General features: G+C 66.8%; 20 protein-coding genes. 5 read left to right on the top strand and 15 right to left on the bottom strand.

Translation table 11 applies throughout. The features are described from left to right. The first annotated feature begins 186 nt into the window (after positions 1-186). Both AC07WJ_RS07610 and AC07WJ_RS07605 read left to right on the top strand, forming a co-directional pair. Positions 187-2,292, top strand: coding sequence for a TonB-dependent receptor (locus AC07WJ_RS07610; RefSeq protein WP_494933956.1), 2,106 nt, complete (start codon positions 187-189; stop codon positions 2,290-2,292). An 81-nt stretch (positions 2,293-2,373) separates the two neighbouring features. Next, positions 2,374-2,727, top strand: a complete 354-nt coding sequence (locus AC07WJ_RS07605; RefSeq protein ID WP_494933955.1) for a DUF1304 domain-containing protein — start codon at positions 2,374-2,376, stop codon at positions 2,725-2,727. A 204-nt stretch (positions 2,728-2,931) separates the two neighbouring features. Here the strand turns inward: AC07WJ_RS07605 and AC07WJ_RS07600 are convergent, their stop codons facing one another. The 7 genes from AC07WJ_RS07600 to cyoA are packed head-to-tail and all read right to left on the bottom strand — an operon-like array spanning position 2,932 to position 9,952. Further along, the gene (locus AC07WJ_RS07600) at positions 2,932-3,465 is read right to left on the bottom strand and encodes a response regulator transcription factor (protein ID WP_494933954.1); all 534 of its coding nucleotides are present in this window, start codon (positions 3,463-3,465) and stop codon (positions 2,932-2,934) included. Next, positions 3,458-4,858, bottom strand: coding sequence for an ATP-binding protein (locus tag AC07WJ_RS07595; RefSeq protein ID WP_494934749.1), 1,401 nt, complete (start codon positions 4,856-4,858; stop codon positions 3,458-3,460). The genes AC07WJ_RS07600 and AC07WJ_RS07595 overlap by 8 nt, the downstream gene beginning before the upstream one ends. A 13-nt stretch (positions 4,859-4,871) precedes the next feature. Then, a complete protein-coding gene (locus AC07WJ_RS07590) occupies positions 4,872-5,753 on the bottom strand; it encodes an SURF1 family protein (RefSeq protein WP_494933953.1) in 882 nt (293 codons plus the stop codon). Beyond that, the gene (cyoD, locus tag AC07WJ_RS07585) at positions 5,750-6,124 is read right to left on the bottom strand and encodes a cytochrome o ubiquinol oxidase subunit IV (RefSeq protein ID WP_494933952.1); all 375 of its coding nucleotides are present in this window, start codon (positions 6,122-6,124) and stop codon (positions 5,750-5,752) included. The genes AC07WJ_RS07590 and cyoD overlap by 4 nt, the downstream gene beginning before the upstream one ends. After that, positions 6,121-6,741 (bottom strand): cytochrome o ubiquinol oxidase subunit III, encoded by a 621-nt coding sequence (gene cyoC, locus AC07WJ_RS07580; RefSeq protein ID WP_494934748.1) that lies wholly within the window; start codon positions 6,739-6,741, stop codon positions 6,121-6,123. Before cyoC ends, cyoD begins: the two co-directional genes overlap by 4 nt. 22 nt (positions 6,742-6,763) lie before the next feature. After that, positions 6,764-8,767, bottom strand: coding sequence for a cytochrome o ubiquinol oxidase subunit I (gene cyoB / locus AC07WJ_RS07575; protein ID WP_494933951.1), 2,004 nt, complete (start codon positions 8,765-8,767; stop codon positions 6,764-6,766). 18 nt (positions 8,768-8,785) lie between these two features. After that, the gene (gene cyoA, locus AC07WJ_RS07570) at positions 8,786-9,952 is read right to left on the bottom strand and encodes a ubiquinol oxidase subunit II (RefSeq protein WP_494933950.1); all 1,167 of its coding nucleotides are present in this window, start codon (positions 9,950-9,952) and stop codon (positions 8,786-8,788) included. Positions 9,953-10,135: 183 nt separating this feature from the next. On the opposite strand from cyoA, the gene AC07WJ_RS07565 reads away from it, so the two are divergent. After that, complete coding sequence (locus tag AC07WJ_RS07565; RefSeq protein WP_494933949.1) at positions 10,136-11,467, top strand: MFS transporter; 1,332 nt, start codon at positions 10,136-10,138, stop codon at positions 11,465-11,467. Between the two features lie 272 nt (positions 11,468-11,739). Here AC07WJ_RS07565 and AC07WJ_RS07560 read toward each other — a convergent pair whose 3' ends face one another. The 8 genes from AC07WJ_RS07560 to AC07WJ_RS07525 form a co-directional block, all read right to left on the bottom strand. Further along, the gene (locus tag AC07WJ_RS07560) at positions 11,740-12,513 is read right to left on the bottom strand and encodes a helix-turn-helix transcriptional regulator (protein ID WP_494933948.1); all 774 of its coding nucleotides are present in this window, start codon (positions 12,511-12,513) and stop codon (positions 11,740-11,742) included. A 177-nt stretch (positions 12,514-12,690) separates the two neighbouring features. Further along, complete coding sequence (locus tag AC07WJ_RS07555) at positions 12,691-13,839, bottom strand: HD-GYP domain-containing protein (protein WP_494933947.1); 1,149 nt, start codon at positions 13,837-13,839, stop codon at positions 12,691-12,693. Between the two features lie 1,104 nt (positions 13,840-14,943). Then, the gene (locus AC07WJ_RS07550) at positions 14,944-15,231 is read right to left on the bottom strand and encodes a hypothetical protein (protein WP_494933946.1); all 288 of its coding nucleotides are present in this window, start codon (positions 15,229-15,231) and stop codon (positions 14,944-14,946) included. Positions 15,232-15,377: 146 nt separating this feature from the next. Continuing rightward, positions 15,378-16,079 carry an ABC transporter ATP-binding protein gene (locus AC07WJ_RS07545; RefSeq protein WP_494933945.1) on the bottom strand — a complete coding sequence of 234 codons (702 nt, stop codon included), beginning with the start codon at positions 16,077-16,079 and terminating at the stop codon, positions 15,378-15,380. Next, positions 16,066-16,857 (bottom strand): ABC transporter ATP-binding protein, encoded by a 792-nt coding sequence (locus AC07WJ_RS07540; RefSeq protein ID WP_494933944.1) that lies wholly within the window; start codon positions 16,855-16,857, stop codon positions 16,066-16,068. The genes AC07WJ_RS07545 and AC07WJ_RS07540 overlap by 14 nt, the downstream gene beginning before the upstream one ends. Then, positions 16,854-17,855, bottom strand: coding sequence for a branched-chain amino acid ABC transporter permease (locus AC07WJ_RS07535; protein ID WP_494933943.1), 1,002 nt, complete (start codon positions 17,853-17,855; stop codon positions 16,854-16,856). The genes AC07WJ_RS07540 and AC07WJ_RS07535 overlap by 4 nt, the downstream gene beginning before the upstream one ends. A gap of 4 nt (positions 17,856-17,859) precedes the next feature. Beyond that, positions 17,860-18,732: a branched-chain amino acid ABC transporter permease gene (locus AC07WJ_RS07530; RefSeq protein WP_494933942.1), complete on the bottom strand. Its 873-nt coding sequence runs from the start codon at positions 18,730-18,732 to the stop codon at positions 17,860-17,862. Positions 18,733-18,843: 111 nt separating this feature from the next. Then, on the bottom strand, positions 18,844-20,007 hold the full coding sequence (locus AC07WJ_RS07525; protein ID WP_494933941.1) for an ABC transporter substrate-binding protein: 1,164 nt from the start codon (positions 20,005-20,007) through the stop codon (positions 18,844-18,846). Positions 20,008-20,214: 207 nt separating this feature from the next. Here AC07WJ_RS07525 and paaG point away from each other — a divergent pair, with 207 nt between their 5' ends. Beyond that, the gene (paaG, locus tag AC07WJ_RS07520) at positions 20,215-21,012 is read left to right on the top strand and encodes a 2-(1,2-epoxy-1,2-dihydrophenyl)acetyl-CoA isomerase PaaG (RefSeq protein WP_494933940.1); all 798 of its coding nucleotides are present in this window, start codon (positions 20,215-20,217) and stop codon (positions 21,010-21,012) included. Then, positions 21,009-21,464 (top strand): hydroxyphenylacetyl-CoA thioesterase PaaI, encoded by a 456-nt coding sequence (gene paaI / locus AC07WJ_RS07515; protein ID WP_494933939.1) that lies wholly within the window; start codon positions 21,009-21,011, stop codon positions 21,462-21,464. Before paaG ends, paaI begins: the two co-directional genes overlap by 4 nt. Positions 21,465-21,467 lie beyond the last annotated feature (3 nt).

Here is a 21,467-nt window from a genome sequence, read left to right as displayed (position 1 = left end):
CATTTCAGTTCGACGGCTCCGCCGCACCGCCGTGTTTCGATCTCGGTGCCGGACGTGTCGCCAAGGCGTGAGCAGGCGGGTGCGGTCCACCGTCGTGCCGCGGTCAGGCTTGACAGAACGGCGCACCTTGTATGTAACGTTATTACATAACTTGCCGCTGCCGCAGGCGGTCCGGAGCAGCCACGCATGCCTTTCCCTGATGCCTTGAAGTCGTCTTCCCTCGGCCTCCTCGCCTTGTCGATCCTGTCGCCGGGGGCCCGGGCCCAGACGACGACCTTGCCCGAAATCCTGATCGAGGCGCCGCGTGCCGCGCCCGCGGCCAATGCCACCGGCCTGACCGACGGCCAGCTCACCGTCATCGACCGCGCCTTCGTCCCGGTCACCGTGGTCAACGAGCGCGACATCCAGCGCAATGGCGGCGCCACCCTCGGCGACCAGCTGTTCAACCTGCCCGGCATCACCGGCAACAGCTTCGCTCCCGGCGCCGCCAACCGGCCGGTCATTCGCGGCCTCGACAATGCCCGCGTGCGCATCCAGGAAAACGGCATCGGCGCGCAGGACGTCTCCGACCTCTCGGAAGACCATGCCGTGCCGATCGACCCGCTGGCGGCCGAACGGATCGAGGTGATCCGCGGCCCGGCAGCGCTGCGCTTCGGCTCGGCGGCCATTGGCGGCGTGGTCAATGTCAGCAATGAGCGCATCCCGACCCGCCTCGGCCCCGAGGGTGTCTCCGGCATGGTGCGCGGCTCGCTGTCATCCGGCGACAACGGCATCGATGGTGCCGCCCAGGTGCGCGGCCGCTCGGGCAACTGGGCCTATTCGGCCGATGTCTTCGGCCGCAATGCCGGCGACTACGCCATTCCCGGCGGCCGTCAGGCCAACAGTTTCGCCAATTCCTTCGGCGGCTCGTTCGGCGCTTCCTACTTCTTCGACAACGGCTATGTCGGCGCCTCGATCTCGCAGTTCCGCAGCCTCTACGGCATTCCCGGCGTCGAGCCTGCCGCCAATCGCACCCGGATCGACCTGATCCAGACACGGATCGCCTCCAAGGGCGAATTCCGCTTCGACAGCCCGGTGATCGACGCCGTCAGGTTCTGGTTCGGCGGCTCGCTCTATCGCCATAACGAGGTCAATTACGCGCCTCCCGGCTGGGAGATCGGCGCGACCTTCCGCAGCCAGGAGCTGGAGGGCCGCGTGGAGACGCAGTTCAAGCCGCTCGGCACCCCGATCGGCACGCTCAATTCGGTCTTCGGCATCCAGGTCGGCGCCAAGAATCTCGGCACCTCGGGCGAGGCCGGCGGGCTCCTGGCGCCTTCGACCACCCGCAGCGCCGCCGCCTTCTATTTCGGGGAGCTCGCCTTCTCCGCCTCGACCCGCATGCAGGCGGCCTTCCGCCTGGAAAACACCCATGTCGCCGGCACCCAGGCCCTGTTCCCCGCCGATTTTCTCGGCGGCTCGGGCCCGATGATCGAACAGGCGCGCGCACGCGACTTCGCGCCGATGAGCGCCAGCCTCGGCCTGTCGCAGGACCTGCCCTACGGCTTCGTCGGCAGCCTGACCGGCCAATATACCGAGCGGGCACCACGCGCCCAGGAGCTGTTCTCCAAAGGTCCGCATGAAGCCTCGGGCACCTTCGAGATCGGCGATCCCAACCTGCGCAAGGAGGCCGCGACGACCATCGAGCTCGGGCTCCGGCGCGCCCAGGGGCCGTGGCGGTTCGACGCCTCGGCCTATTTCACCCGCTTCTCCGGCTTCATCTACAAGCGCCTGACCGGCGCCCGCTGTGACGAGGACTTCGCGTCCTGCGGCAGCGGCACGGAATTCCAGCAGATCGTGTTCAGCCAGCAGGACGCGACCTTCTACGGCGTCGAACTGCGCAGCCAGCTCGACATCGGCGAGCTCGGGAGCGGCACGATCGGCGTCGAGGGCCAGTATGACTTCGTGCGCGCCCGCTTCGCCGACAACACCAACGTGCCGCGCATCCCGCCGCACCGGCTCGGCGGCGGCGTCTATTGGCGCAACGACAACTGGTTCGCCCGCATGACCCTGCTGCACGCCTTCAGCCAGAACGACATCGCCCCCAACGAGACGCCGACCCCGGGCTACAATCTGCTCAACGCCGAGGTCAGCTACCGCATGGCGCTGCGCGGCTCGGCGTTCAAGGACGTGACGCTCGGCCTGGTCGGCACCAATCTGCTCGACCAGAACATTCGCAACGCCGTGTCGTTCCGCAAGGACGAGGTGCTGATGCCCGGCCGGAACGTCCGGCTGTTCGCGACGGTCCGGTTCTGAGGCCGAATTCCCCGCCCACCTTGCGCAACGTCACCCGGCCGGGGATGATCGGGTGATTCTTCGGGGCAATGGGTGGGACGCATGAAGACCTTGGCCATGATCGCGGTCGCGCTGGTCGCGCTCGAACACCTCTACATCCTGGTCCTCGAAATGTTCTTCTGGGACAAGCCGAAAGGCCTGCGCGCCTTCGGCATGACCCAGGAATTCGCCACCTCGACCAAGGCGCTCGCCGCCAATCAGGGGCTCTATAACGGCTTCCTCGCCGCCGGTCTCGCCTGGGGCCTGGCGATCGCCTCCGCGCCGGTGCAGATCTTCTTCCTGCTCTGCGTCATCGTCGCCGGCGTCTTCGGCGCGGCCACCGCCAAGTTGCAGATCCTGTATATCCAGGCCGTGCCGGCGGCGATCGCACTGGCCTTGGTGCTGTTCACGCGGTGAGCGTAAAACGCTGGTGGATCAACCCTCTCCCAAAGGGAGAGGGTGGCGCCGTCAGGCGCCGGGTGAGGGGCGTGAGCTCTCAGGCCTGCAGCCGACGCTCACGCCGCATGCCGCCCCATCCGGAGAGGGACGTCCCCTCACCCGGCAGCTGCCGCTGCCACCCTCTCCCTCTGGGAGAGGATCATTTCACACCTCTCCCCGCCCCTACTTCACCTGCCGCTTCTCCAGCTTGCGGGCGAGCGTGCGCCGGTGCATGCCGAGCCGGCGCGCGGTCTCGGAAATGTTGAAGCCGGTCTCCGCCAGCATCTCGTGAATGCGCTCCCATTCCAGCGTCTTGATCGAGGTCGGCCGTTCCGACAGGGCGACGCCGGCGTCGCCCGCGGCCTTGCTGAACGCCTCCTCGATATCGTCGGTATTGGACGGCTTGGCGAGATAGTGGCAGGCCCCGAGCTTGATCGCCTCCACCGCAGTGGCGATGCTCGCATAGCCGGTCAGCACGACGATCAGCATGGCCGGATCATGGGCATGCAGCAGTTCGACGCAGGCGAGCCCCGATGCGCCGGCGAGCTTGAGGTCGACGACCGCATAGCCCGGCGAATGGTCCTTCAGCAGCACCACCAATTCGTCGCGCCCGGCCGCCAGCAGAACCTCGTAGCCGCGCCGCTCGAACGACCGCTTCAGGGTCCGCGCGAAACCGGTATCGTCCTCCACGATGGCCAGCAGCCGGTCATCAGGCATGTCTGCGGCCTCCGATCGTGAGCGTGGCGAGCGGCAATTCGATCGTCACCACCGCGCCGCCCTGCGGGCGATTGGCGGCCGACGCGACGCCGCCGAGCTTGCGCACCACATTGACCACCAGGAACAGGCCGAGGCCGCCGCCCGGCCGTCCCTTGCTCGACTGATAGGGCTTGCCGAACTGCGCCAGCATCTCCGGCGGGAAGCCGGCGCCCTTGTCGCTGATCTGCAGCACCAGCATGCCGGCATTGCGTCCGGCGGCAAACCGAATCCAGCCGGGCGATGCCTCGAGGGCATTGTCGAGGACGCTGAACAGCACCTGTTTCAACGCCGAATCGGAAACGATCGCGACATCGGCGCCGAAAGCGTTCTGATAGGCGAGCGTCGTGGCCGAGCGCGCGGCCCGCCATTCGGAAACGAGCTCGTCGAGGAAGGCGTTGACCGTGGTCACCCGCGGCGCCTCGCCCCTCGCCTCGCCGGCCGACAGGAGGATGCCGGTGACGATCGACTTGCAGCGCTGCACCTCCGCCTGCATTTCCTGGATCTCCTGGGCCAGTTCCGGATCGTCGGAGAGCTTGGGCATGCGCCGCCAGTCGCTGAGAATCACCGCCAGCGACGCAAGCGGCGTGCCCAGTTCATGCGCCGCGCCGGAAGCCAGGAGGCCCATCCGGACGATGTGATCCTCTTCCGCGGCATGCTGCTTCAGCGCGGCGAGACGGGCGTCGCGCTCGCGCAGGTTCTGGCTGATGCGGGTGACGAAAACCACCAGCAGGATGGCGTCCAGCACGAAGCAGACGAACATCCCGGCGATGTGCAGCGTGATGGTGTCGCCGAACTCCGGATGGTGCGGCGCGAGCGGCCGGTAGAACTGGGTCAGGCCGACAAAGCTCAGGCAGGCCGCGGCGACGACCGCCCAGGTCAGCCGGCTGTCGAGCAGCACCGCCCCGAGAATGACCTGCAGCAGGTAGAGCGAGGTGAACGGATTGGTGGCGCCGCCGCTCAGGTAGAGCTGGGCGGTCAGCGCCGCCACATCCAGGATCAGCGTCATGAACAACTGGTTGTTGCCGACATCCGTCCGGTTTCTGAGCCAGGCGACGCTGGCAAGGTTGTGCGCAACCAAGGCGCCGAGCACGATCGACATCGGCCCGAGCGGCAGGGCGATGCCGAGCACGAGTTCGACCACGGCGATGGTGACGATCTGGCCGACCACCGCGATCCAGCGGAGCTGGATCAGCAGGATCATGTTCTTGGCGTTGGCCGCGCCGTCGGCCGCCGGCAGGCCGGCAGGCGCGTCGCGGTTCGCCGGTGTCGCCGGCAGGCCGGAATGCACGACGCCGGAGACGGCCCCCCCGCGGGCGGCCCCGTCCCCCAGGCTTGCGCCGGTCCACCGGCTCATGATCTCGGCCCAGTCACGCACGCGTGTCGCTTCGCCTTAAGGGCGGCTGTCTGGTCTCCGCCGCCACGATCCTATGCCGGCTCGCCCGCAGGCGCCATTCGTCGCGCGCGACGAAAACGGCCGCCGCCGCCACCATCAGCGCCAGCGTGAGCCAGGTCAGCGCATAGACCAGATGATTGTTCGCGAATGTGATGACGGTCAGGCCGCCGAGCGGCCCGCCCCCGCCGCCCGACAGGGCATCGGCGTCGATGAAATAGGGCGCGTTCGACGCCAGTCCTCGCGCCGCGGCGATGGCGCCGACATCACGCGAGAACCAGCGTCCGGCCGCGGCGTCATTGCTGCGCAGGAAGGCGCCGCCGGGCTCGCTCATCCGGACGAGACCGGTGACCGTCGCCGGTCCCGCGATCTGCCCCGCCGGCCGCGTCGCGGGATCGCGCCGGCCGGCGGCGACGAAGCCACGATTGACCAGCACGGTGAACCCTTCGGGCGTGCGGAGCGGGGTGAGAACCCAGAAGCCGCCGCCATGCTCGGTCACGGCTTGCACCTGGGTCTCGAGATCGTTGAGAAACACGCCGTTGATGCGAACCCGCCTGTAGGCGTCGTCGCGGGCATTCAGCGACGGCCAGGCGAGCGGCCCCGGTGCGGCCACCGGCGCGGCATGGATGCGTTGTTCGACCTGCGCGATCAGCCCCAGCTTCCAGACCCGGCGTTCCAGCTGCCAGACGCCGAGCCCCGCCAGGGCGGCCACCGCCAGCGCCGCGAGAAGGCCGAGCAAGGCCAGGGCGAAGGCCGGGCGCGGCCGCCTCTCGCGATCGCCGACGCGCGATCCGGCCGCCGCGGCGCCAAGCTGGCCCCGCCCGGCCCGGCCCTGCTGCGCGCCGGCCGCCGCGGTCACCGCATCGACCCCATGTCGTGGCCGGGCATCATGTTGGTGGTCAGGTGGAACATGACCCAGAGCGATCCGACCAGCGTGATGCCGACCACGATCAGCGTGAAGATCAGCGCCATCATGGTCCAGCCGCCCTCGGACTTGGTGTCCATGTGCAGGAAGAACACCATGTGGACGACGATCTGCGCCACCGCCAGAGCGGTGATGATCAGGGCCGTCGCCTGGGCATTGCCGAGTGCGCCGGTCATGACCAGCCAGAAGGGTATGGCGGTGAGCACGACCGACAGGCCGAAGCCGATCAGGTAGGTCCTCAGCGAGCCGTGGCTCTCGCCGGCGTCATGCCCGGCGTCGTGGCCGTGATGCGCGTCCGAACTCATCGCAGCATTCCCATCAGGTAGACGAAGGTGAAGACGCCGATCCAGATGACGTCCAGGAAGTGCCAGAACATGCTGAGGCACATCAGCCGCCGCTGGTTCGCCACGATCAGGCCGCGCTGGCCGACCTGCACCATCAGCGTCACCAGCCAGATCAGGCCGAAGGTGACATGCAGGCCATGGGTGCCGACCAGCGTGAAGAACGACGACAGGAAGGCGCTGCGCTGCGGCGTCGCCCCTTCATGGATCATGTGGGCGAATTCGTAGAGTTCGATGCCGAGGAAGGCGAGGCCGAACAGGCCGGTGATCGCCAGCCAGAACTGGGTCTCGCCGACCCGCCGCTTCACCATGGCCAGCATGGCGAAACCATAGGTGATCGACGACATCAGCAGCATGGAGGTGTTGAGCGCCACCAGTTGCAGGTCGAACAGGTCCTTGGGTGCGGGGCCGGCGGCATATTTGCCGCCCAATACGCCGAAGGTGGCGAACAGCACCGCGAAGATGAGGCAATCGCTCATCAGGTACATCCAGAAGCCGAGCATGGTGCTGCCGCCTTCGGGATGATCGTGTTCGTCCGCCAGATAGAAGACCGGCGCCTTCGGGGCGGTCGCCGCGTCCATGATCGCTGTCGTGGTCATGATCTCAAACCCGCGCGCCAAGGAGGCGCGTCCGCTGGTCCTCGGTCTCGACGACCGCCTCGACGGGAATGTGGAAGTCGCGCCCGTAGTTGAAGGTATGGCCGATGGCGACCGCCAGCAGGGCCACGAAGCTCAAGGCTGCGAGCCACCAGATGTACCAGATCATCGCGAAGGAGAAGACGATGCTGATCCCCGCGAGGATGACCCCGGTGCCGGTATTCCGGGGCATGTGGATCGCCCGGAAGCCCTGCACCGGCCGGACATAGCCCCGCCGCTTCATGTCCCACCAGGCGTCGTTGTCGTGCACGACCGGCGTGAAGGCGAAATTGTAGTCGGGCGGCGGCGAGGAGGTCGACCATTCGAGCGTGCGGCCGTCCCAGGGGTCGCCGGTCACGTCGGTCAGCGCCGCGCGCTTGCGGATGCTGACATAGATCTGCACCAGGAAGCAGAGAATGCCCAGCGCGATCAGGAAGGCGCCGAAGGCGGCGATGATGAACCAGATCTGCAGCGACGGATCGTCGAAATGGCGCAGCCGCCGCGTCACGCCCATCAGGCCGAGCACATAGAGCGGCATGAAGGCGAACCAGAAACCCACCACCCAGAACCAGAACGACAGCTTGCCCCAGAACGGATCGAGCTTGAACCCGAAGGCCTTCGGGAACCAGTAGCTGATGCCGGCGAACAGGCCGAACAGCACGCCGCCAATGATCACGTTGTGGAAATGGGCGACCAGGAACAGGCTATTATGCAGCACGAAATCGGCCGGCGGCACCGCCAGCAGCACCCCGGTCATGCCGCCGATCACGAAGGTCAGCATGAACGCCACCGTCCACATCATCGGCAGCTCGAAGCGGATGCGGCCCCGATACATGGTGAACAGCCAGTTGAAGATCTTGGCCCCCGTCGGGATCGAAATGATCATCGTCGTGATCCCGAAGAACGAGTTCACGCTGGCGCCCGAGCCCATGGTGAAGAAGTGGTGGAGCCAGACCAGATAGGCGAGGATGGTGATGACGACGGTGGCGTAGACCATCGAGGTATAGCCGAACAGGCGCTTGCCGGCGAAGGTCGAGGTCACCTCGGAGAAGATGCCGAAGGCCGGCAGGATCAGGATATAGACCTCCGGATGGCCCCAGATCCAGATGAGGTTCACATACATCATGGGATCTCCACCGAAGTCGTTGGTGAAGAAATTGGTGCCGAGATAACGGTCGAGCGACAGGAGCGCCAGCACTGCGGTGAGCACCGGGAAGGCCGCGACGATCAGCACGTTGGTGCAGAGCGAGGTCCAGGTGAAAACCGGCAGCCGCATCATGGTCATGCCCGGCGCGCGCATCTTGACGATGGTGGCGATCAGGTTGATGCCGGATAAGAGCGTGCCGACGCCGGCCACCTGCAGCGACCAGATGTAGTAGTCGACGCCGACATCCGGGCTGTAGCCGATGCCCGAGAGCGGCGGATAGGCCAGCCAGCCGGTGCGCGCGAATTCGCCGACGAACAGCGACATCATCACCAGCAGCGCGCCTGCGGTGGTCATCCAGAAGCTGAAATTGTTGAGGAAGGGAAAGGACACGTCGCGGGCGCCGATCTGCAGCGGCACCACGTAGTTCATCAGGCCGGTGACCAGCGGCATCGCCACGAAGAAGATCATGATCACGCCGTGGGCGGTGAAGATCTGATCGTAGTGATGGGCGTTCAGGTAGCCTTCCGAACCGCCGAAAGCCATGGCCTGCTGCAGCCGCATCATGATCGCGTCGGCAAAGCCGCGTAGCAGCATGACCAGGCCGAGCACCATGTACATGATGCCGATGCGCTTGTGGTCGACGGTGGTGAACCACTCGCGCCAGAGATAGCCCCACAGGCGCAAATAGGTCAGCAGGCCGACCAGGGCGAGACCGCCGAGCGCCACCACGGCGAAGGTGACGACCAGGATCGGCTCGTGCAGCGGCAGCGATTCCAGCGTCAGGCGCCCGAAGATCATCTTCGAAAATGCGGCATCGGGGAACATGGTGTCAGCGCCCTCGGGTCAGGAATTGGGGGACCGCCGCGTCTCGACGAGCGAGGAGGTCGTCGGCCAGCGGATCGGCGCGAAGGATGGACGGGGCAGGCCCGCGCCGAGCAGCGGCGAGGCATTGGCCTGGCGGCGCGGCGTTGCCTCCAGGTTGAGCTGCGCGACATCCTCGGCCGTGCAGATGGCCGGAACGAAGGCGCGCTCGGGTCCGAGGATCGCGCCTCGCCGGACATATTTGTCATATTGCAGCGGCAGGACGTTGCGGGTCGCCGCCAGGCCGAGGCCGCCCTTGGCGTCGATCGCCATCATCTCGCTCATGCACATCTTGCTGGCTTCGACGCACATGTTGAGGATCGCCCGGTAGAGCCCGGGATCGACGGAGGCGTAGCGGCGCACCGGCTCATTCTCGCTCGGCCGCTCGAGCACCAGGTAGCTGCTGCGGGTCAGCGCACCGCCGGCGGCCTTCTGGTCGGCGACCCACGTGTCGAAATCGGCCTGGGCGAGGCCAAGAAAGGCGAAGCGCATGCCGGAGAAGCCGGCGCCGCTGTAATTGGCCGAGAAGCCCCGGAAGCTGCCGGCCTCGTTGATCACGGCGTGAAGCTTGGTCTCCATGCCGGGCATGGCATAGATCTGGCCGGCGAGCGCGGGGATGTAGAACGAGTTCATCACCGAGGACGAGGTGATGCGGAAGCTGATCGGCCGGTCGACGGGGGCCGCCAGTTCGTTGACCGTGGCGATGCCATATTCCGGGTAGATGAACAGCCATTTCCAGTCGAGCGCCACGACATTGACCTCGAGCGGCCTGGTCTCGTGGGCGACCGTTTGTCCCTGGGTGATCCGGCCGAGGGGCCGGAACGGATCGAGCAGATGCGTGCCCATCCAGGTCAGCGCGCCCAGGCAAATGATGATGAACAGCGGCGCGGCCCAGATCACCAGTTCGAGCTGGGTCGAATGGTCCCAATCCGGTTCGTAACGCGCCGCGTTCGACTGGCGGTAGCGCCAGGCGAACAGGACGATCAGCACCATCACGGGTATGATGATGATCAGCATCAACACCGTCGAGATGATCACGAGATCGCGCTGCTGCGCGGCGATATCGCCCGACGGGGTCAGCACCACGGCGTTGCAGGCGCTCAGCAGCAGGAACAGCGGCAACAGGGCAACGGCGCGAAAGCGGCTCAAAATGACCTCGATCAAGGGAGGCGAGACAATCCGGCTCTTTCGTTAGCTGCGGCGCAACATGGGCGACATTGGACAATTTGCCCAATCCCCTCGCGCCGCGATCCGCGACAAGACAGACCGATGAACCAGTCCGCCATGTCGTCCAATGGGACGCCGGCGCCGGAGTAAGGAGCGCAGCCCGCCATGAATGCGCAGGTCACCGAGCCATCGTCATCCTTGCTGGAGCAGGCATCCGTCCCCCCCAGCGCCTCGCATGGCGGCGCCAAACCCGGCGAGATCGCGATCGGCGTCATCATCGGCCGGACATCGGAGTTCTTCGACTTCTTCGTCTACGCCATCGCTTCCGTCGTGGTGTTTCCGAAACTGGTCTTCCCCTATGCCGATCCGCTGACCGGCACGCTCTATTCCTTCGCCATCTTCGCACTCGCCTTCGTCGCGCGGCCGATCGGCACCATCCTGTTCATGGCCATCGATCGCGCCCACGGCCGCAGCGTCAAGCTGACCATCGCGTTGTTCCTGCTCGGCAGTTCGACGGTCGCCGTCGCCTTCCTGCCCGGTCACGACCAGATCGGCTCGGCCTCGGCCGTGCTCCTGGCGGTGTTCCGGATCGGCCAGGGCCTGGCGCTCGGTGGCGCCTGGGACGGGCTTGCCTCGCTGCTGGCGCTCAACGCACCGCCGGCGCGGCGCGGCTGGTACGCCATGATCCCGCAGCTCGGCGCGCCGCTCGGCCTGATGGTGGCGAGCGGCCTGTTCGCTTTCTTCGTCGGCAATCTCTCAGCCGACGACTTCCTGAGCTGGGGCTGGCGCTATCCGTTCTTCGTCGCCTTCGCCATCAATGTCGTCGCCCTGTTCGCCCGCTTGCGCATGGTGGTGACGCCGGAATTCACCCATCTGTTCGACAGCCGCGAGCTGCAGCCGACGCCGATCAAGGACACGGTCAGGGCCGAGGGCCGCAATGTGGTCATCGGCGCCTTCGCGCCGCTGGCGAGCTTCGCCCTGTTCCACATGGTCACGGTGTTCCCGCTGTCCTGGGTGTTCCTGTTCACCCAGCAGGGCCCGGCCCGCTTCCTGGTCATCGAGGCCATCGGCGCGGCCTTCGGCGTCGCCGCCATCATCGCCTCGGGCCCGATCGCCGACCGGTTCGGCCGACGCACCTTGCTCGGCGCCTCGGCCGTGGCGATCGCCGTGTTCAGCGGATTCGCGCCGCAATTGCTCGACGGCGGCGACCTCGGCGAGGCGATCTTCATGATCCTCGGCTTCGTGCTGCTCGGCCTGTCCTTCGGCCAGTCCTCGGGGGCGATGGCCTCGAACTTCTCGCTGGCCCATCGTTACACCGGATCGGCCCTGACCTCGGATCTCGCCTGGATGTTCGGCGCCGGTTTCGCCCCGCTCGTCGCGCTGATCCTGTCGAGCCGCTTCGGACTGATCATGGCCGGCGCCTACCTCCTGTCCGGCGCCGTCTGCACGCTGATCGCGCTCAGCGCCAACAGGCAGCTGGAACTCTACGATCGCTGACCCGCGGCGCGGCACGGGCCTGCAGGCCGCGGCAGCGGCAGGCGCCCTTTACGGGATGGCCACCGCGCCGCGCGGGCAGTGCCGTTCGCGCCCTGGGCATCCGCCTGCTCATCTCGCCGCGCTCGCCGGACCGCCCATCCTATTGTTGTCCCGTCCATGCCACCCCCTCCCATGGTACGGCCGCGACCGGCCGAGGCGGCGGCGGAACAGCTCCTCAACAATCCGTATCCGGCGCCGTGGAAACAACGACAGTTTCCGTTGGCAGAGCGATATTACGCCGGCGTCATGCCCATCAGCCGCCGAAACACCACCGAGAAATGGGCATGATTGGGGAACCCGCAGGCGGCGGCGACCTGGCCCACCGGCAGAATTGACGATGACAGCAATTCCCGGGCGCGGTCGATCCTGGCCTGCATGAGGGACTGATGCGGCGAGCAATTGAATGTCGCCTTGAACGTCCTGGCGAAATGGCTGGCGCTACAATGGACGGCGCCCGTCGGCTCCTCGATGCCGATGTCGCTTGCGACATTCTCCCTGATATGGCTGATGACGTCGTCCGCCTTGGCCTTGCTGAACTGGCCGGCGACGGTGCGGGGAAGGGCCAGGTCCTGGCGTGTCGCATGACGGGTCAGCAGATGGGCGACGAGCGCACGCGCCAGGTCGTCGCTGAACAGCTGGCCTCGCGACGACGGCAGGCTGAGTGCCTGCCTGATGTTCTCGAAGATTGCCAGCGTCACCGGATCATCGTCGCCCAGGGCTGGAACCAGCGCGATCTTCTCGGGATCACCCCTGAACAGAACGGCGCCGACCCCGCTGACGATACGGGCGCGCAAACAGACATGCATCGCTTCGACAGGATTATCCAAGGTGACGCCGAGCGCGCCATGATTGTACGACAGGTTGACCGTACCGGGAGGCACCAGGCTTGTCGTTTGCGAACCCATGATTGTTCGGCGGATCGTCGTGACCTGCTTCGGGGCAATGGTCAGCCAAAGGTGCGGCGTATCCTCGTAGACATTGTGATGAGGCGCCTCCTGCAGCACCATTGCACAGAGCGCCGACCATCCGCGCCCCCATTGAGCTGGAGACGATCCGTGGCGCGGGCTCAGTCCGCAGCGGGCTGACCCGATCGAGAGAAAAACCCTGCATGTCCTGGACACTTCACCGGGAACAGACACAACCCATGAGTTGTCGCCTGGAACTGTGACTTAGGTTGGTTCGCATCACTTTTTGGCCGTCCGCGCCGCAAACCGGCCCGTCGGCCCTGCCGCACCCGGCCGGCGCGCAAACCTATCCAGGGCATCGCCCGGTGCCGGTTGCGCGCCGATCTTCGCGGCCAATGCCACGCCCTTGAACTCGCGAAGAAGATCGGGATCGAGCTTGCCGCGCATCGTGCCAAGCATCTCGTAGGCTTGCGTGCTGGAAAACGCCTTCTTGTACGGCCGTTCCTCGATCAGCGCCGCGAAGATGTCGCAGATGGTGATCAGGCGGACCGGATCGGTGATCCGGGCGCCCGCCAGGCCGTCCGGATAGCCGCTACCGTCCAGCAATTCGTGATGATGGCGCGCGACGTCGCAGAGATCGTGCTCCCGCGGATAATGCATCGCAATGAAGTCGCCACCGATCGCCGCATGGGTTCGCATGACCGCCATCTCGTCGGACGTCAAAGGCCCCGACTTGTCGAGAATGGACAGGGGGATGCGCGCCTTGCCGACGTCATGCAGGAGCGCGGCCTCGGCCAGCCTGGCGCGATCGTCGCGCCGAAAGCCCAGATGGATCGCAAAACCGTTCGCCAGTCCCGCGACGAGCAGGACGTGCCGCTGGGTCTGAAGATGAAAGCTCATCGCGCTCTCGACCCATTGGGCAAGAGACGTCAGCCTGAGCGCATCGTCAATGCTTCCGGCAACGTCCTTCAACTCACCGAGCGTCGGAAGCTCGTCGCGCGAAGCCTTCGTCATCATCTCGTTCAGGGCCAGTCCCACCGACTGGACGGCCCGATCAAGAGGCGGAGAGATGGCCTGCCGAAGGCATGAGAAGGCCTCCAGTATCTCTTCTCGCCGCAGCGGGCGGCGAACCATGACGTCGGCTCCCAGGCTCTGTGCCTGAACCGCCTCGAGCCTGTTCGTGCCGGTGACGAACAGGAACCTGCAATCAGGCCGCCGCACCGCGAGTGGCGCTGCCCGGCGCAACATCGTCACATTGTGCGAATTCCCGAGATCGACATCGACCGCGACAATGTCCCGGCGGTTGATGGCCGCGCTGGTCAAGTCGTCGACGCCGATCATCTCGGCATATCCGACCTCCCGGAGCGTGGCGGGCAGGATGGAATCGCGCGAACCGGCATCCGATATGACGAGGCAGGATAACGACATGGCTTTCGATTTCCATCACCCGCGACGTCGAATGCGGCGGATGAGCGCCGCATGCGCACCAGGAAGCGACCGGCTGGAAGCGATCGGCACAAGACCTTCGCGATTCGCGTCCGGCTGGTTCCGGGGCCCGAGATCCAGCCGGTCATTGCCATTCGCAACGCGCTTCAAACTGCCAAGTCCGGGAGCCGGGAGGCCGGGGTCGCCGCATGCGAAATTCGGACCCGGAACGGTGATGGTGACGAATTGTCCACTGTCCGCGATCGCCGATCCGGTTCTCCTTTCGTTGGCAGCCGGACCATAGGGACCGAGGGCGCATGGCCGGCCGGCAATGGCCGTGCCTTTCGGGCCGGGCCCATCAACCCCGATGCCACATGCCGACGTATCGCTGCGATCGGTCGACAGGTCGCACGCCATCATTGCGTCCGCGAGGATCGCCTTCGAGGCAAGAAGGCGCGCTCGCAATGCTGCGGCGCCAATTCCGGTGGAGTGCGCCGGACACATTCTTCCGGAAGGAGGAAGAGCCGGACCGGCGGCTTCCTGCGCGTAAGCGGCAGGATCGCTCGCAGGCCATGAAATCGAACACCGAAAACCCGAAAACGGGGAAGTCCGCATGATCTCGAAATCGCCCCCCGACGCGCAGTTCGCCTGCCGATCTTGGACTGCTCCGTCCTTCACGGGGCAGAGCCGCAGTGCTGATTCGACCTGCAGTCGAATCGTCGGGACGTTTTCACAGCAATTTCATCGCTGGTTATAGAACGATGATCCGCCCGATGGACGATCGTCCTGATGGCGATACAGGCGCCGCAGGCCGGTTGGCGCGAAAGACCATCTCGCGACTAAGACGTTGATGCAGCCACGGGCTGGTGCAGAAGCGGCCGGCACGACGGACGACCCATTCTGGCCGATCCGGGTCGCTCCGCCGCCATTGACCACTCTGCCCCGGCAGCGAGCCGTCATGGTGACGTCACAGCCGGCAGCCGCCGTGGCATGAGGCAAATCGATCCGGTCGGGTCGGGGACACCCGGCGCCTTGCCTTGCGCGTGCTGTTCCGGAACTCCGGCCACAGGGTTCGGCCCCTCCCCCAAGGGATCCTGCCGGAAGGTCCTATGTCAGTCGTCGCGCACGTCCAGCCCCGCCTTGCGCAGGCCATCGGCAAGGCTTTCGATGATGTCGCCGGGATAATTTGCGCGCGCGAACATCCTCGCAGAATTCGCGCTCATATTCCGGGCATGGGGACAGCAGATTCTCGACGCGCTCGCGGGCCTGGTCCGTGCGGCCGAGCTGGCCATAGGCCGCCGCCATGATCGCATCGGTGATATTGAGACCGCCCGCAGAAACAGCCATCATTTTCAGATTATCGACCGCGTCGGATTCCCCCTTCATGTAGTGCATGAGCAGGGGAATCGGCGGTTCCGCTCCGAAACGCGCAGCTTCGGCGAAGCCATCAGACGATCCAGAGCCGACCGGATCGTCGTTTCGTCAATGACCGTCGTCGACCGAAGGGTCGGCGGCGCCGTCACCGGGGCCGACGCCGGGTCCTACACGCCGAGATAGGCGCCGCGCACCTTCGGATCGGCGAGCAGGGCGCGGCCCTCGCCGGTCAGCGTGATCGTGCCGGTTTCCAGCACATAGCCGCGATCGGCGATCGACAGCGCCGAATAGGCGTTCTGCTCGACCAGCAGCACCGTGATGCCGCGCGCCTTCAGCGCCAGGATCGCCTCGAAGATCTGCTCGACCAGAATCGGCGCGAGCCCCATGGACGGTTCGTCCAGCAGGATGAGCTCGGGCCTGGCCATCAGGGCCCGGCCGATGGCGAGCATCTGCTGCTGGCCGCCGGAGAGCCCGCCCGCCTGGAGGGCGCGTTTCTCGGCGAGCACGGGGAAGCTCGCATAGACGCCGTCGAGATCGGCGGCGATCCCGCCATCCTGGCGCGACCAGGCGCCGAGCCGGAGATTGTCCTCGACCGACAGCGGCGAGAACACCTGGCGGCCCTCCGGCACCTGGGCGATGCCGAGGCCGACCCGCTTATGCGCATCGATCCGGTCGATGACCTCGCCCTTGAAACGAATGGCGCCCGCGGTCACCGGCTGAACGCCGGAAATCGCCCGCAGCAAGGTGGTCTTGCCGGCACCATTGCCACCGACCAGCGTGACGATCTCGCCGGCCTTCACCTCGAGCGAGACACCGTGCAGCGCCTCGATCCGGCCATAGCCGGAGCGCAACCCCTCAACCGAGAGCATGGGCAGCCTCCCGGGCTCCGAGACCGCCGAGATAGGCGCGGATGACATCCGGATTGGCGCGCACCTCCCGCGGGCTGCCCTCGGCGAGCGGCTTGCCGTGATCGAGCACCAGGATCCGGTTCGAGATCTTCATCACCAGCTTCATGTCGTGCTCGACCAGCACCACGCCGACACCGCTTGCGGCGATGCCGTGGATGACCCGGTCGATCTCCTCGGTTTCCACGGGATTGCAGCCGGCCGCCGGCTCGTCGAGCAGGATGAGCTTCGGCTCGACGGCGAGCGCCCGTGCGATCTCCAGCCGCTTCAGCGCACCATAAGGCAGTGAGCCGGCCGGAAGGTCGGCCACCGGCTTCAGCCCGACCAGATCGAGCAGCGCGAGCGCCCGGGCACGCGTCTCGCGGTTCTGCCTGCGAACCGAAGGCCAGGCGAACAGGTGCGCCAGCACGCCGCGCCGCTCGCGCAGATGGCAGCCGACCATGACGTTCTCGACCGCGCTCATGCGGAAGAAGATCTGCAGGTTCTGGAAGGTGCGCGACAGGCCGCGCGCCGCCAGCAGGTGCGGCTCCAGCCCCGTGACGTCGTCGCCGCCGATCAGCACCCGGCCGCTGTTCGGCAGGTAGACGCCGGAGACCATGTTGAACAGCGTCGTCTTGCCGGCGCCGTTCGGGCCGATAATGGCCAGGATCTCGCCGGCCCTGGCCTTGAACGACACGCCGTCCACCGCCTTGACGCCGCCGAAGGCGATGCCGAGACCGTCCGCCTCGAGAACCACGCTCATGCCGCCCTCCGGAACAGCTTCTCGCGCAGGGTCGGCACGATGCCCGAGCGCAGGAAGATCATGAACAGCATGATGAAGGCGCCGATCATCAGGTGCTTGTAGTCGGACAGGAAGGTCAGCGTCTGCGGCAGCACCACGATGACCGCCGTGCCGATCACCGAGCCGACGATCGACCCCATGCCGCCGATGACCACCATCGTCACCAGCTCGACCGAACGCAGGAAGCCCGCGGCGTCCGGCGTGATGTGGCCGTCGAACAGCGCCAGGAAGCTGCCGGCGAGCGAGGCATAGACCGCCGAGATGACGAAGACGGTGAGCTTGTAGCTGCTGACGTCGACGCCGACGACCTTGGCCGCCACTTCCGAATCGTGGATCGCCCGGAGCGCCCGGCCGGTCGGGCTGTCGATCAGGTTGAGCGCCAGCCAGGCGGCGATGATCATGGTGCCGCCGCCGATCCAGTACCAGGTGTCCGAGCCGCGCACCGCCCAGCCGAACAGCTCCAGCCGGGGCACGCGCATGCCGTCGGGCCCGCCGGTCCAGGCCGCCTCGTTGGTGAACACCATGGCGATGAGAATGCCGAAGCCGAGGGTGGCGACCGCCAGGTAATGCCCGCGCAGGCGCAGGATCGGCCGGCCGGCGACATAGGCGAGCAGCGCCGAGACGGCGGCACCCACGGCCATGGCGGCAAGCCCATGCAAGCCGAAGCGCTGCGGCAGGATCGCCACCGCATAGGCGCCGATGCCGATGAACCCGGCATGGCCGAGGCTGACCTGGCCGGCATAACCCATCAGCAGGTTGAGCCCGATCGACGCGATCGCGAGGATCCAGACGATGGCGCCGACCCGGTAGTAGAACGATGACGGAAACACCAGCGGCGGCAGCGCCACCAGCAAGGCCAGGACGACAAGGGTGCCGAGCTTGTCGCCCGTGAGCGCGGCCGTGAAACGGGCGAATGGGCTCGGCGACGGTCCGGTCGGGGCGGCGGTGGGATTGGCCATCGTCTCAGACCCGCTCGATCTTGCTGCGGCCGAACAGGCCGTTGGGCATGACGAACAGCACCGCCAGGATGACGATGAAGCCCACCGCGTCCTTGTATTGCGAGGAGATGTAGCCGGCGCCGAAGGCCTCGAGCAGGCCGACGCCCAGCCCGCCGACCACCGCCCCCAGCGGATTGCCCATGCCGCCGAGCATGGCGGCGGCGAACCCCTTCAGCCCCATCAGCGTACCGACATCGTAGCTGGTCAGCGTGATCGGGGTGACCAGCACGCCCGCCACCGCGCCGATGGCCGCCGACACGGCGAAGGAGAAGCCGATGACGAAGCTGGTATCGATTCCGGAGAGCCTGGCGGCGACCCGGTTGGCGGCCGTCGCCAGCACGGCCTTGCCGAACAGGGTGCGCTCGAAGAAGGCCCAGAGCGCGACCACGACCACCGCGGCGCCGGCCAGCACCACCAGGCTCTGCGGCAGCACGGAGGCGCCGCCGATCCGGATCGGATCGTCGCCGAACCAGGGCGGCAACTGGTGGAAGCGCTTGTCGAAGACGATCGCCGCGGCGCCGCGCAGGAAGATCGAGGCGCCGATGGTGATGATGATCAAGGTCACCGGCGAGGCACCGCGCGCCGGCTCGATGGCGAGCCGGTGCAGGCCGATGCCGATGGCGGTGGTGGCGAGAATGGCCCCGAGCGCGGCGAGCGGCACGGGCAGCCCGGCCAGCGTCAGGAACACGGTGGCCATGCCGCCCAGCATGACGAATTCGCCCTGGGCGAAATTGACCACGTCGGAAGCGTTGTAGATCAGCGTGAAGCCAAGCGCGACCAGCGCATAGACGGCGCCGACCGTGAGCCCGGAAAAGGCGAACTGCAGAAATTCGGCCATGATGATCCTAAACCGCGATCGTCATGGCCGGGCTTGGCCCGGCCATCCACGTCTTCAACCTGCGAGCATGCGCGAAAATCCGGGCCGAGGCCCGGAATGGCTCACGACCGGTCAGCTGCCGCCTTCCGGCACGATGGTCCAGTCGCCGTTGCGGATTTCCAGCATCCGGAAGGCGGTGAGGTCGAGACCCATGTGATCGGTCGGGCTCATGTTGACCACGCCGGCCGTGCCCATGAAGCCGCGGATCTGCTCCAGCGCGTCGCGGATCTTTTTCGGGTCGGTGGAATTGGCCTTCTTGATCGCCTCGACCAGCAGCATCAGCCCGTCATAGGCATGGCCGCCGAAGGTCGAGACCGGCTGACCCGAGCGCTGCTCGTAGGTCGTGCTGTAGCCGACCACCACCGGCTTCTGCGGGTCCGAGTCGGGCAGCTTGGCCGCCACCAGCAAGGCCGCCGCCGGCAGGCGCACGCCGTTGGCCGCTTCGCCGGCGAGCTCGATGAACTGCTTCGAGGCGACGCCGTGGCTCTGGTAGAGCGGGAACGGCACGGCGAGCTGGCGATAGTTGCGGGTGACGATCGCCGGGCCCTGGCCGAAACCGGCATTGACCACCGCCTGCACGCCGGCCCGGTTGCGGATATTGGTGAGCTGCGGCGTCATGTCGGAATCGCGCGGGCCGTAGCGTTCGGTATGGGCGATGGTGATGCCGAAGCGCGGCGCCACCGCCACGCACTGGTCGTGCATCGAGGCGCCGAACCCATCCGTGCCCGAGATCATCGCGATGGTCGTCAGCTGGCGCCGCTGCAGATCCTGGAAGATCTTCTCGCAGGCCATCTTGTCGGTATGCGGCGTCTTGAACACATAAGGCCTGACCGGCTCGATGATCTGAATGGCGCCGCCGAGCGAGATGAACGGGACGCGCGCTTCCTCGAAGATCGGGATCATCGCCATGGTGGTGCCGGTGGTCGAGCCGCCGACCATGGCGACGATCTTGTCGTCCTCGACCAGGCGCGTGGCGAAGGTGCGGGCCTGATTGGCGTCACCGCCGTCGTCATAGACGATCAGTTGCAGGCGCTGGCCGTTGACCCCGCCGGCGGCGTTGATCTGCTCGACATACATTTCCAGCGTCCGCTTCGAGGGATCGCCGAGGAAAGAGGCGGGCCCGGTCGCCGACAGCACCGCGCCGATCTTGATCTGAGCCTCGGCCGCTCCGGCTGCGAAGGCGACGAGCGCGGCCGCGGCGGCGCTCGTGAATATCCGTCGGGTCCAACCCGCCATGGCAATCCTCCCTGGTCTCGTTTCCTGCAAGGCACCTGGGGTTCGTTCGTCCGACCCGCGTTGACACCTCACGCTGTCCGCGTATTAATTAACCAACCGCCCGGTCAGTCAAGTGGCAACTCGCCAAAACCGAGCGGACAAATGAAGATCGACACGCCCGGCATCATGCGACGGGGCGTGCGGACGCGGAAACACCAGGAGTGGACGATGGACGAGGCAACCGTGCTCGTCGACATCAGGCCGGGTTATCACGTGCTGACGTTGAACCGGCCCGACAAGCTGAATTCCTTCACCGGCGTCATGCACCGTGCGCTCAAGGCGGCGCTCGATGAGGCCGAGGCCGACAAGAGCTGCAAAGCCCTGCTGATCACCGGAGCCGGCCGTGGCTTCTGCGCCGGCCAGGATCTGGCCGATCCGGAGATCGCGGCGGAAGACGGCGATATGCCCGACCTCGGCGAGGCGCTGGAGAAGAACTACAATCCGCTGATCCGCAAGCTGCGGGCCCTGCCGCTGCCGGTCATCTGCGCGGTCAACGGGGTTGCCGCCGGCGCCGGCGTCAGCCTGGCCCTGGCGAGCGACGTGGTCATCGCCGGCCGCGCGGCGAGCTTCGGCCAGGCCTTCGTCAAGATCGGCCTCCTGCCCGACTCGGGCGCGACCTATTTGCTGCCGCGGCTGATCGGCCCGGCCCGGGCGCGGGCCTGGGCGCTCACCGGCGACACGCTGAAGGCCGACCAGGCCGAGGCCTGGGGCCTCGTGCACAAGGTGGTCGACGACGCGGCCCTGATCGCCGAGGCCGAAGCGCTGTGCCAGCGCTTCGCCGCCGCCTCCGCCGCGAGCCTTGCTGCGATCAAGCGTGCCTTCGACATCGCCGACGGCAATGGCCTCGACGCGCAGCTCGACTACGAGCGCGACGAGCAGCGCCGGCTCGGGCGCGGCCGCGACTATGCCGAGGGCGTCGCCGCCTTCATGGAGAAACGCAAACCGGTATTCGGAGGCCGCCCATGAAGGAAGGGCATGCCATCGACGAGACCGCCGTTGCCGGGGCCGCCTCCGCGGCCATGTGGGCCGACGACAAGGCCTCCCGCGCTCTCGGCATGACCCTGGTCGAAACCGGCCCGGGCCGCGCCGTCCTGACCATGCCGGTCACCGAGGCCATGACCAATGGCCACGGCATGTGCCATGGCGGTTATATCTTCACGTTGGCCGACAGCGCCTTCGCCTTTGCCTGCAACAGCCACAACACCCGCACCGTCGCGCATCATTGCGCGGTGACCTTCGTCGCCTCGGGCAAGCGCGGCGACCTGCTGACCGCCACCGCCCGGGAGATCTCGCGCACCGGCCGGTCCGGCATTTCCGATGTGACCGTCACCGACCAGACCGGCGCCGTCGTCGCCATTTTCCGCGGCCATTCCCGCACCCTTGGTGGCGCGATCGCGCCCGACCATCCGGCCCTGTGAGGC

Source organism: Phreatobacter sp. GW821-FHT04C01 (genome assembly GCF_059420385.1).
Note: the sequence above shows the minus strand (reverse complement) of the source record. Positions and strands in the feature narration are given on the sequence as shown.

Excerpts from the sequence above, each read along its gene's own strand:
- paaI (WP_494933939.1), top strand. The coding sequence starts at position 21,009 with ATGAAGGAAGGGCATGCCATCGACGAGACCGCCGTTGCCGGGGCCGCC.
- AC07WJ_RS07595 (WP_494934749.1), bottom strand. The coding sequence starts at position 4,858 with ATGAGCCGGTGGACCGGCGCAAGCCTGGGGGACGGGGCCGCCCGCGGG.
- AC07WJ_RS07545 (WP_494933945.1), bottom strand. The coding sequence starts at position 16,079 with ATGCTCTCGGTTGAGGGGTTGCGCTCCGGCTATGGCCGGATCGAGGCG.
- AC07WJ_RS07535 (WP_494933943.1), bottom strand. The coding sequence starts at position 17,855 with ATGGCCAATCCCACCGCCGCCCCGACCGGACCGTCGCCGAGCCCATTC.
- AC07WJ_RS07525 (WP_494933941.1), bottom strand. The coding sequence starts at position 20,007 with ATGGCGGGTTGGACCCGACGGATATTCACGAGCGCCGCCGCGGCCGCG.
- AC07WJ_RS07605 (WP_494933955.1), top strand. The coding sequence starts at position 2,374 with ATGAAGACCTTGGCCATGATCGCGGTCGCGCTGGTCGCGCTCGAACAC.
- paaG (WP_494933940.1), top strand. The coding sequence starts at position 20,215 with ATGGACGAGGCAACCGTGCTCGTCGACATCAGGCCGGGTTATCACGTG.
- cyoD (WP_494933952.1), bottom strand. The coding sequence starts at position 6,124 with ATGAGTTCGGACGCGCATCACGGCCACGACGCCGGGCATGACGCCGGC.
- AC07WJ_RS07610 (WP_494933956.1), top strand. The coding sequence starts at position 187 with ATGCCTTTCCCTGATGCCTTGAAGTCGTCTTCCCTCGGCCTCCTCGCC.
- AC07WJ_RS07565 (WP_494933949.1), top strand. The coding sequence starts at position 10,136 with ATGAATGCGCAGGTCACCGAGCCATCGTCATCCTTGCTGGAGCAGGCA.
- cyoC (WP_494934748.1), bottom strand. The coding sequence starts at position 6,741 with ATGGACGCGGCGACCGCCCCGAAGGCGCCGGTCTTCTATCTGGCGGAC.
- cyoB (WP_494933951.1), bottom strand. The coding sequence starts at position 8,767 with ATGTTCCCCGATGCCGCATTTTCGAAGATGATCTTCGGGCGCCTGACG.
- AC07WJ_RS07560 (WP_494933948.1), bottom strand. The coding sequence starts at position 12,513 with ATGGTGCTGCAGGAGGCGCCTCATCACAATGTCTACGAGGATACGCCG.
- AC07WJ_RS07540 (WP_494933944.1), bottom strand. The coding sequence starts at position 16,857 with ATGAGCGTGGTTCTCGAGGCGGACGGTCTCGGCATCGCCTTCGGCGGC.
- AC07WJ_RS07555 (WP_494933947.1), bottom strand. The coding sequence starts at position 13,839 with ATGTCGTTATCCTGCCTCGTCATATCGGATGCCGGTTCGCGCGATTCC.
- AC07WJ_RS07530 (WP_494933942.1), bottom strand. The coding sequence starts at position 18,732 with ATGGCCGAATTTCTGCAGTTCGCCTTTTCCGGGCTCACGGTCGGCGCC.
- AC07WJ_RS07600 (WP_494933954.1), bottom strand. The coding sequence starts at position 3,465 with ATGCCTGATGACCGGCTGCTGGCCATCGTGGAGGACGATACCGGTTTC.
- AC07WJ_RS07550 (WP_494933946.1), bottom strand. The coding sequence starts at position 15,231 with ATGCACTACATGAAGGGGGAATCCGACGCGGTCGATAATCTGAAAATG.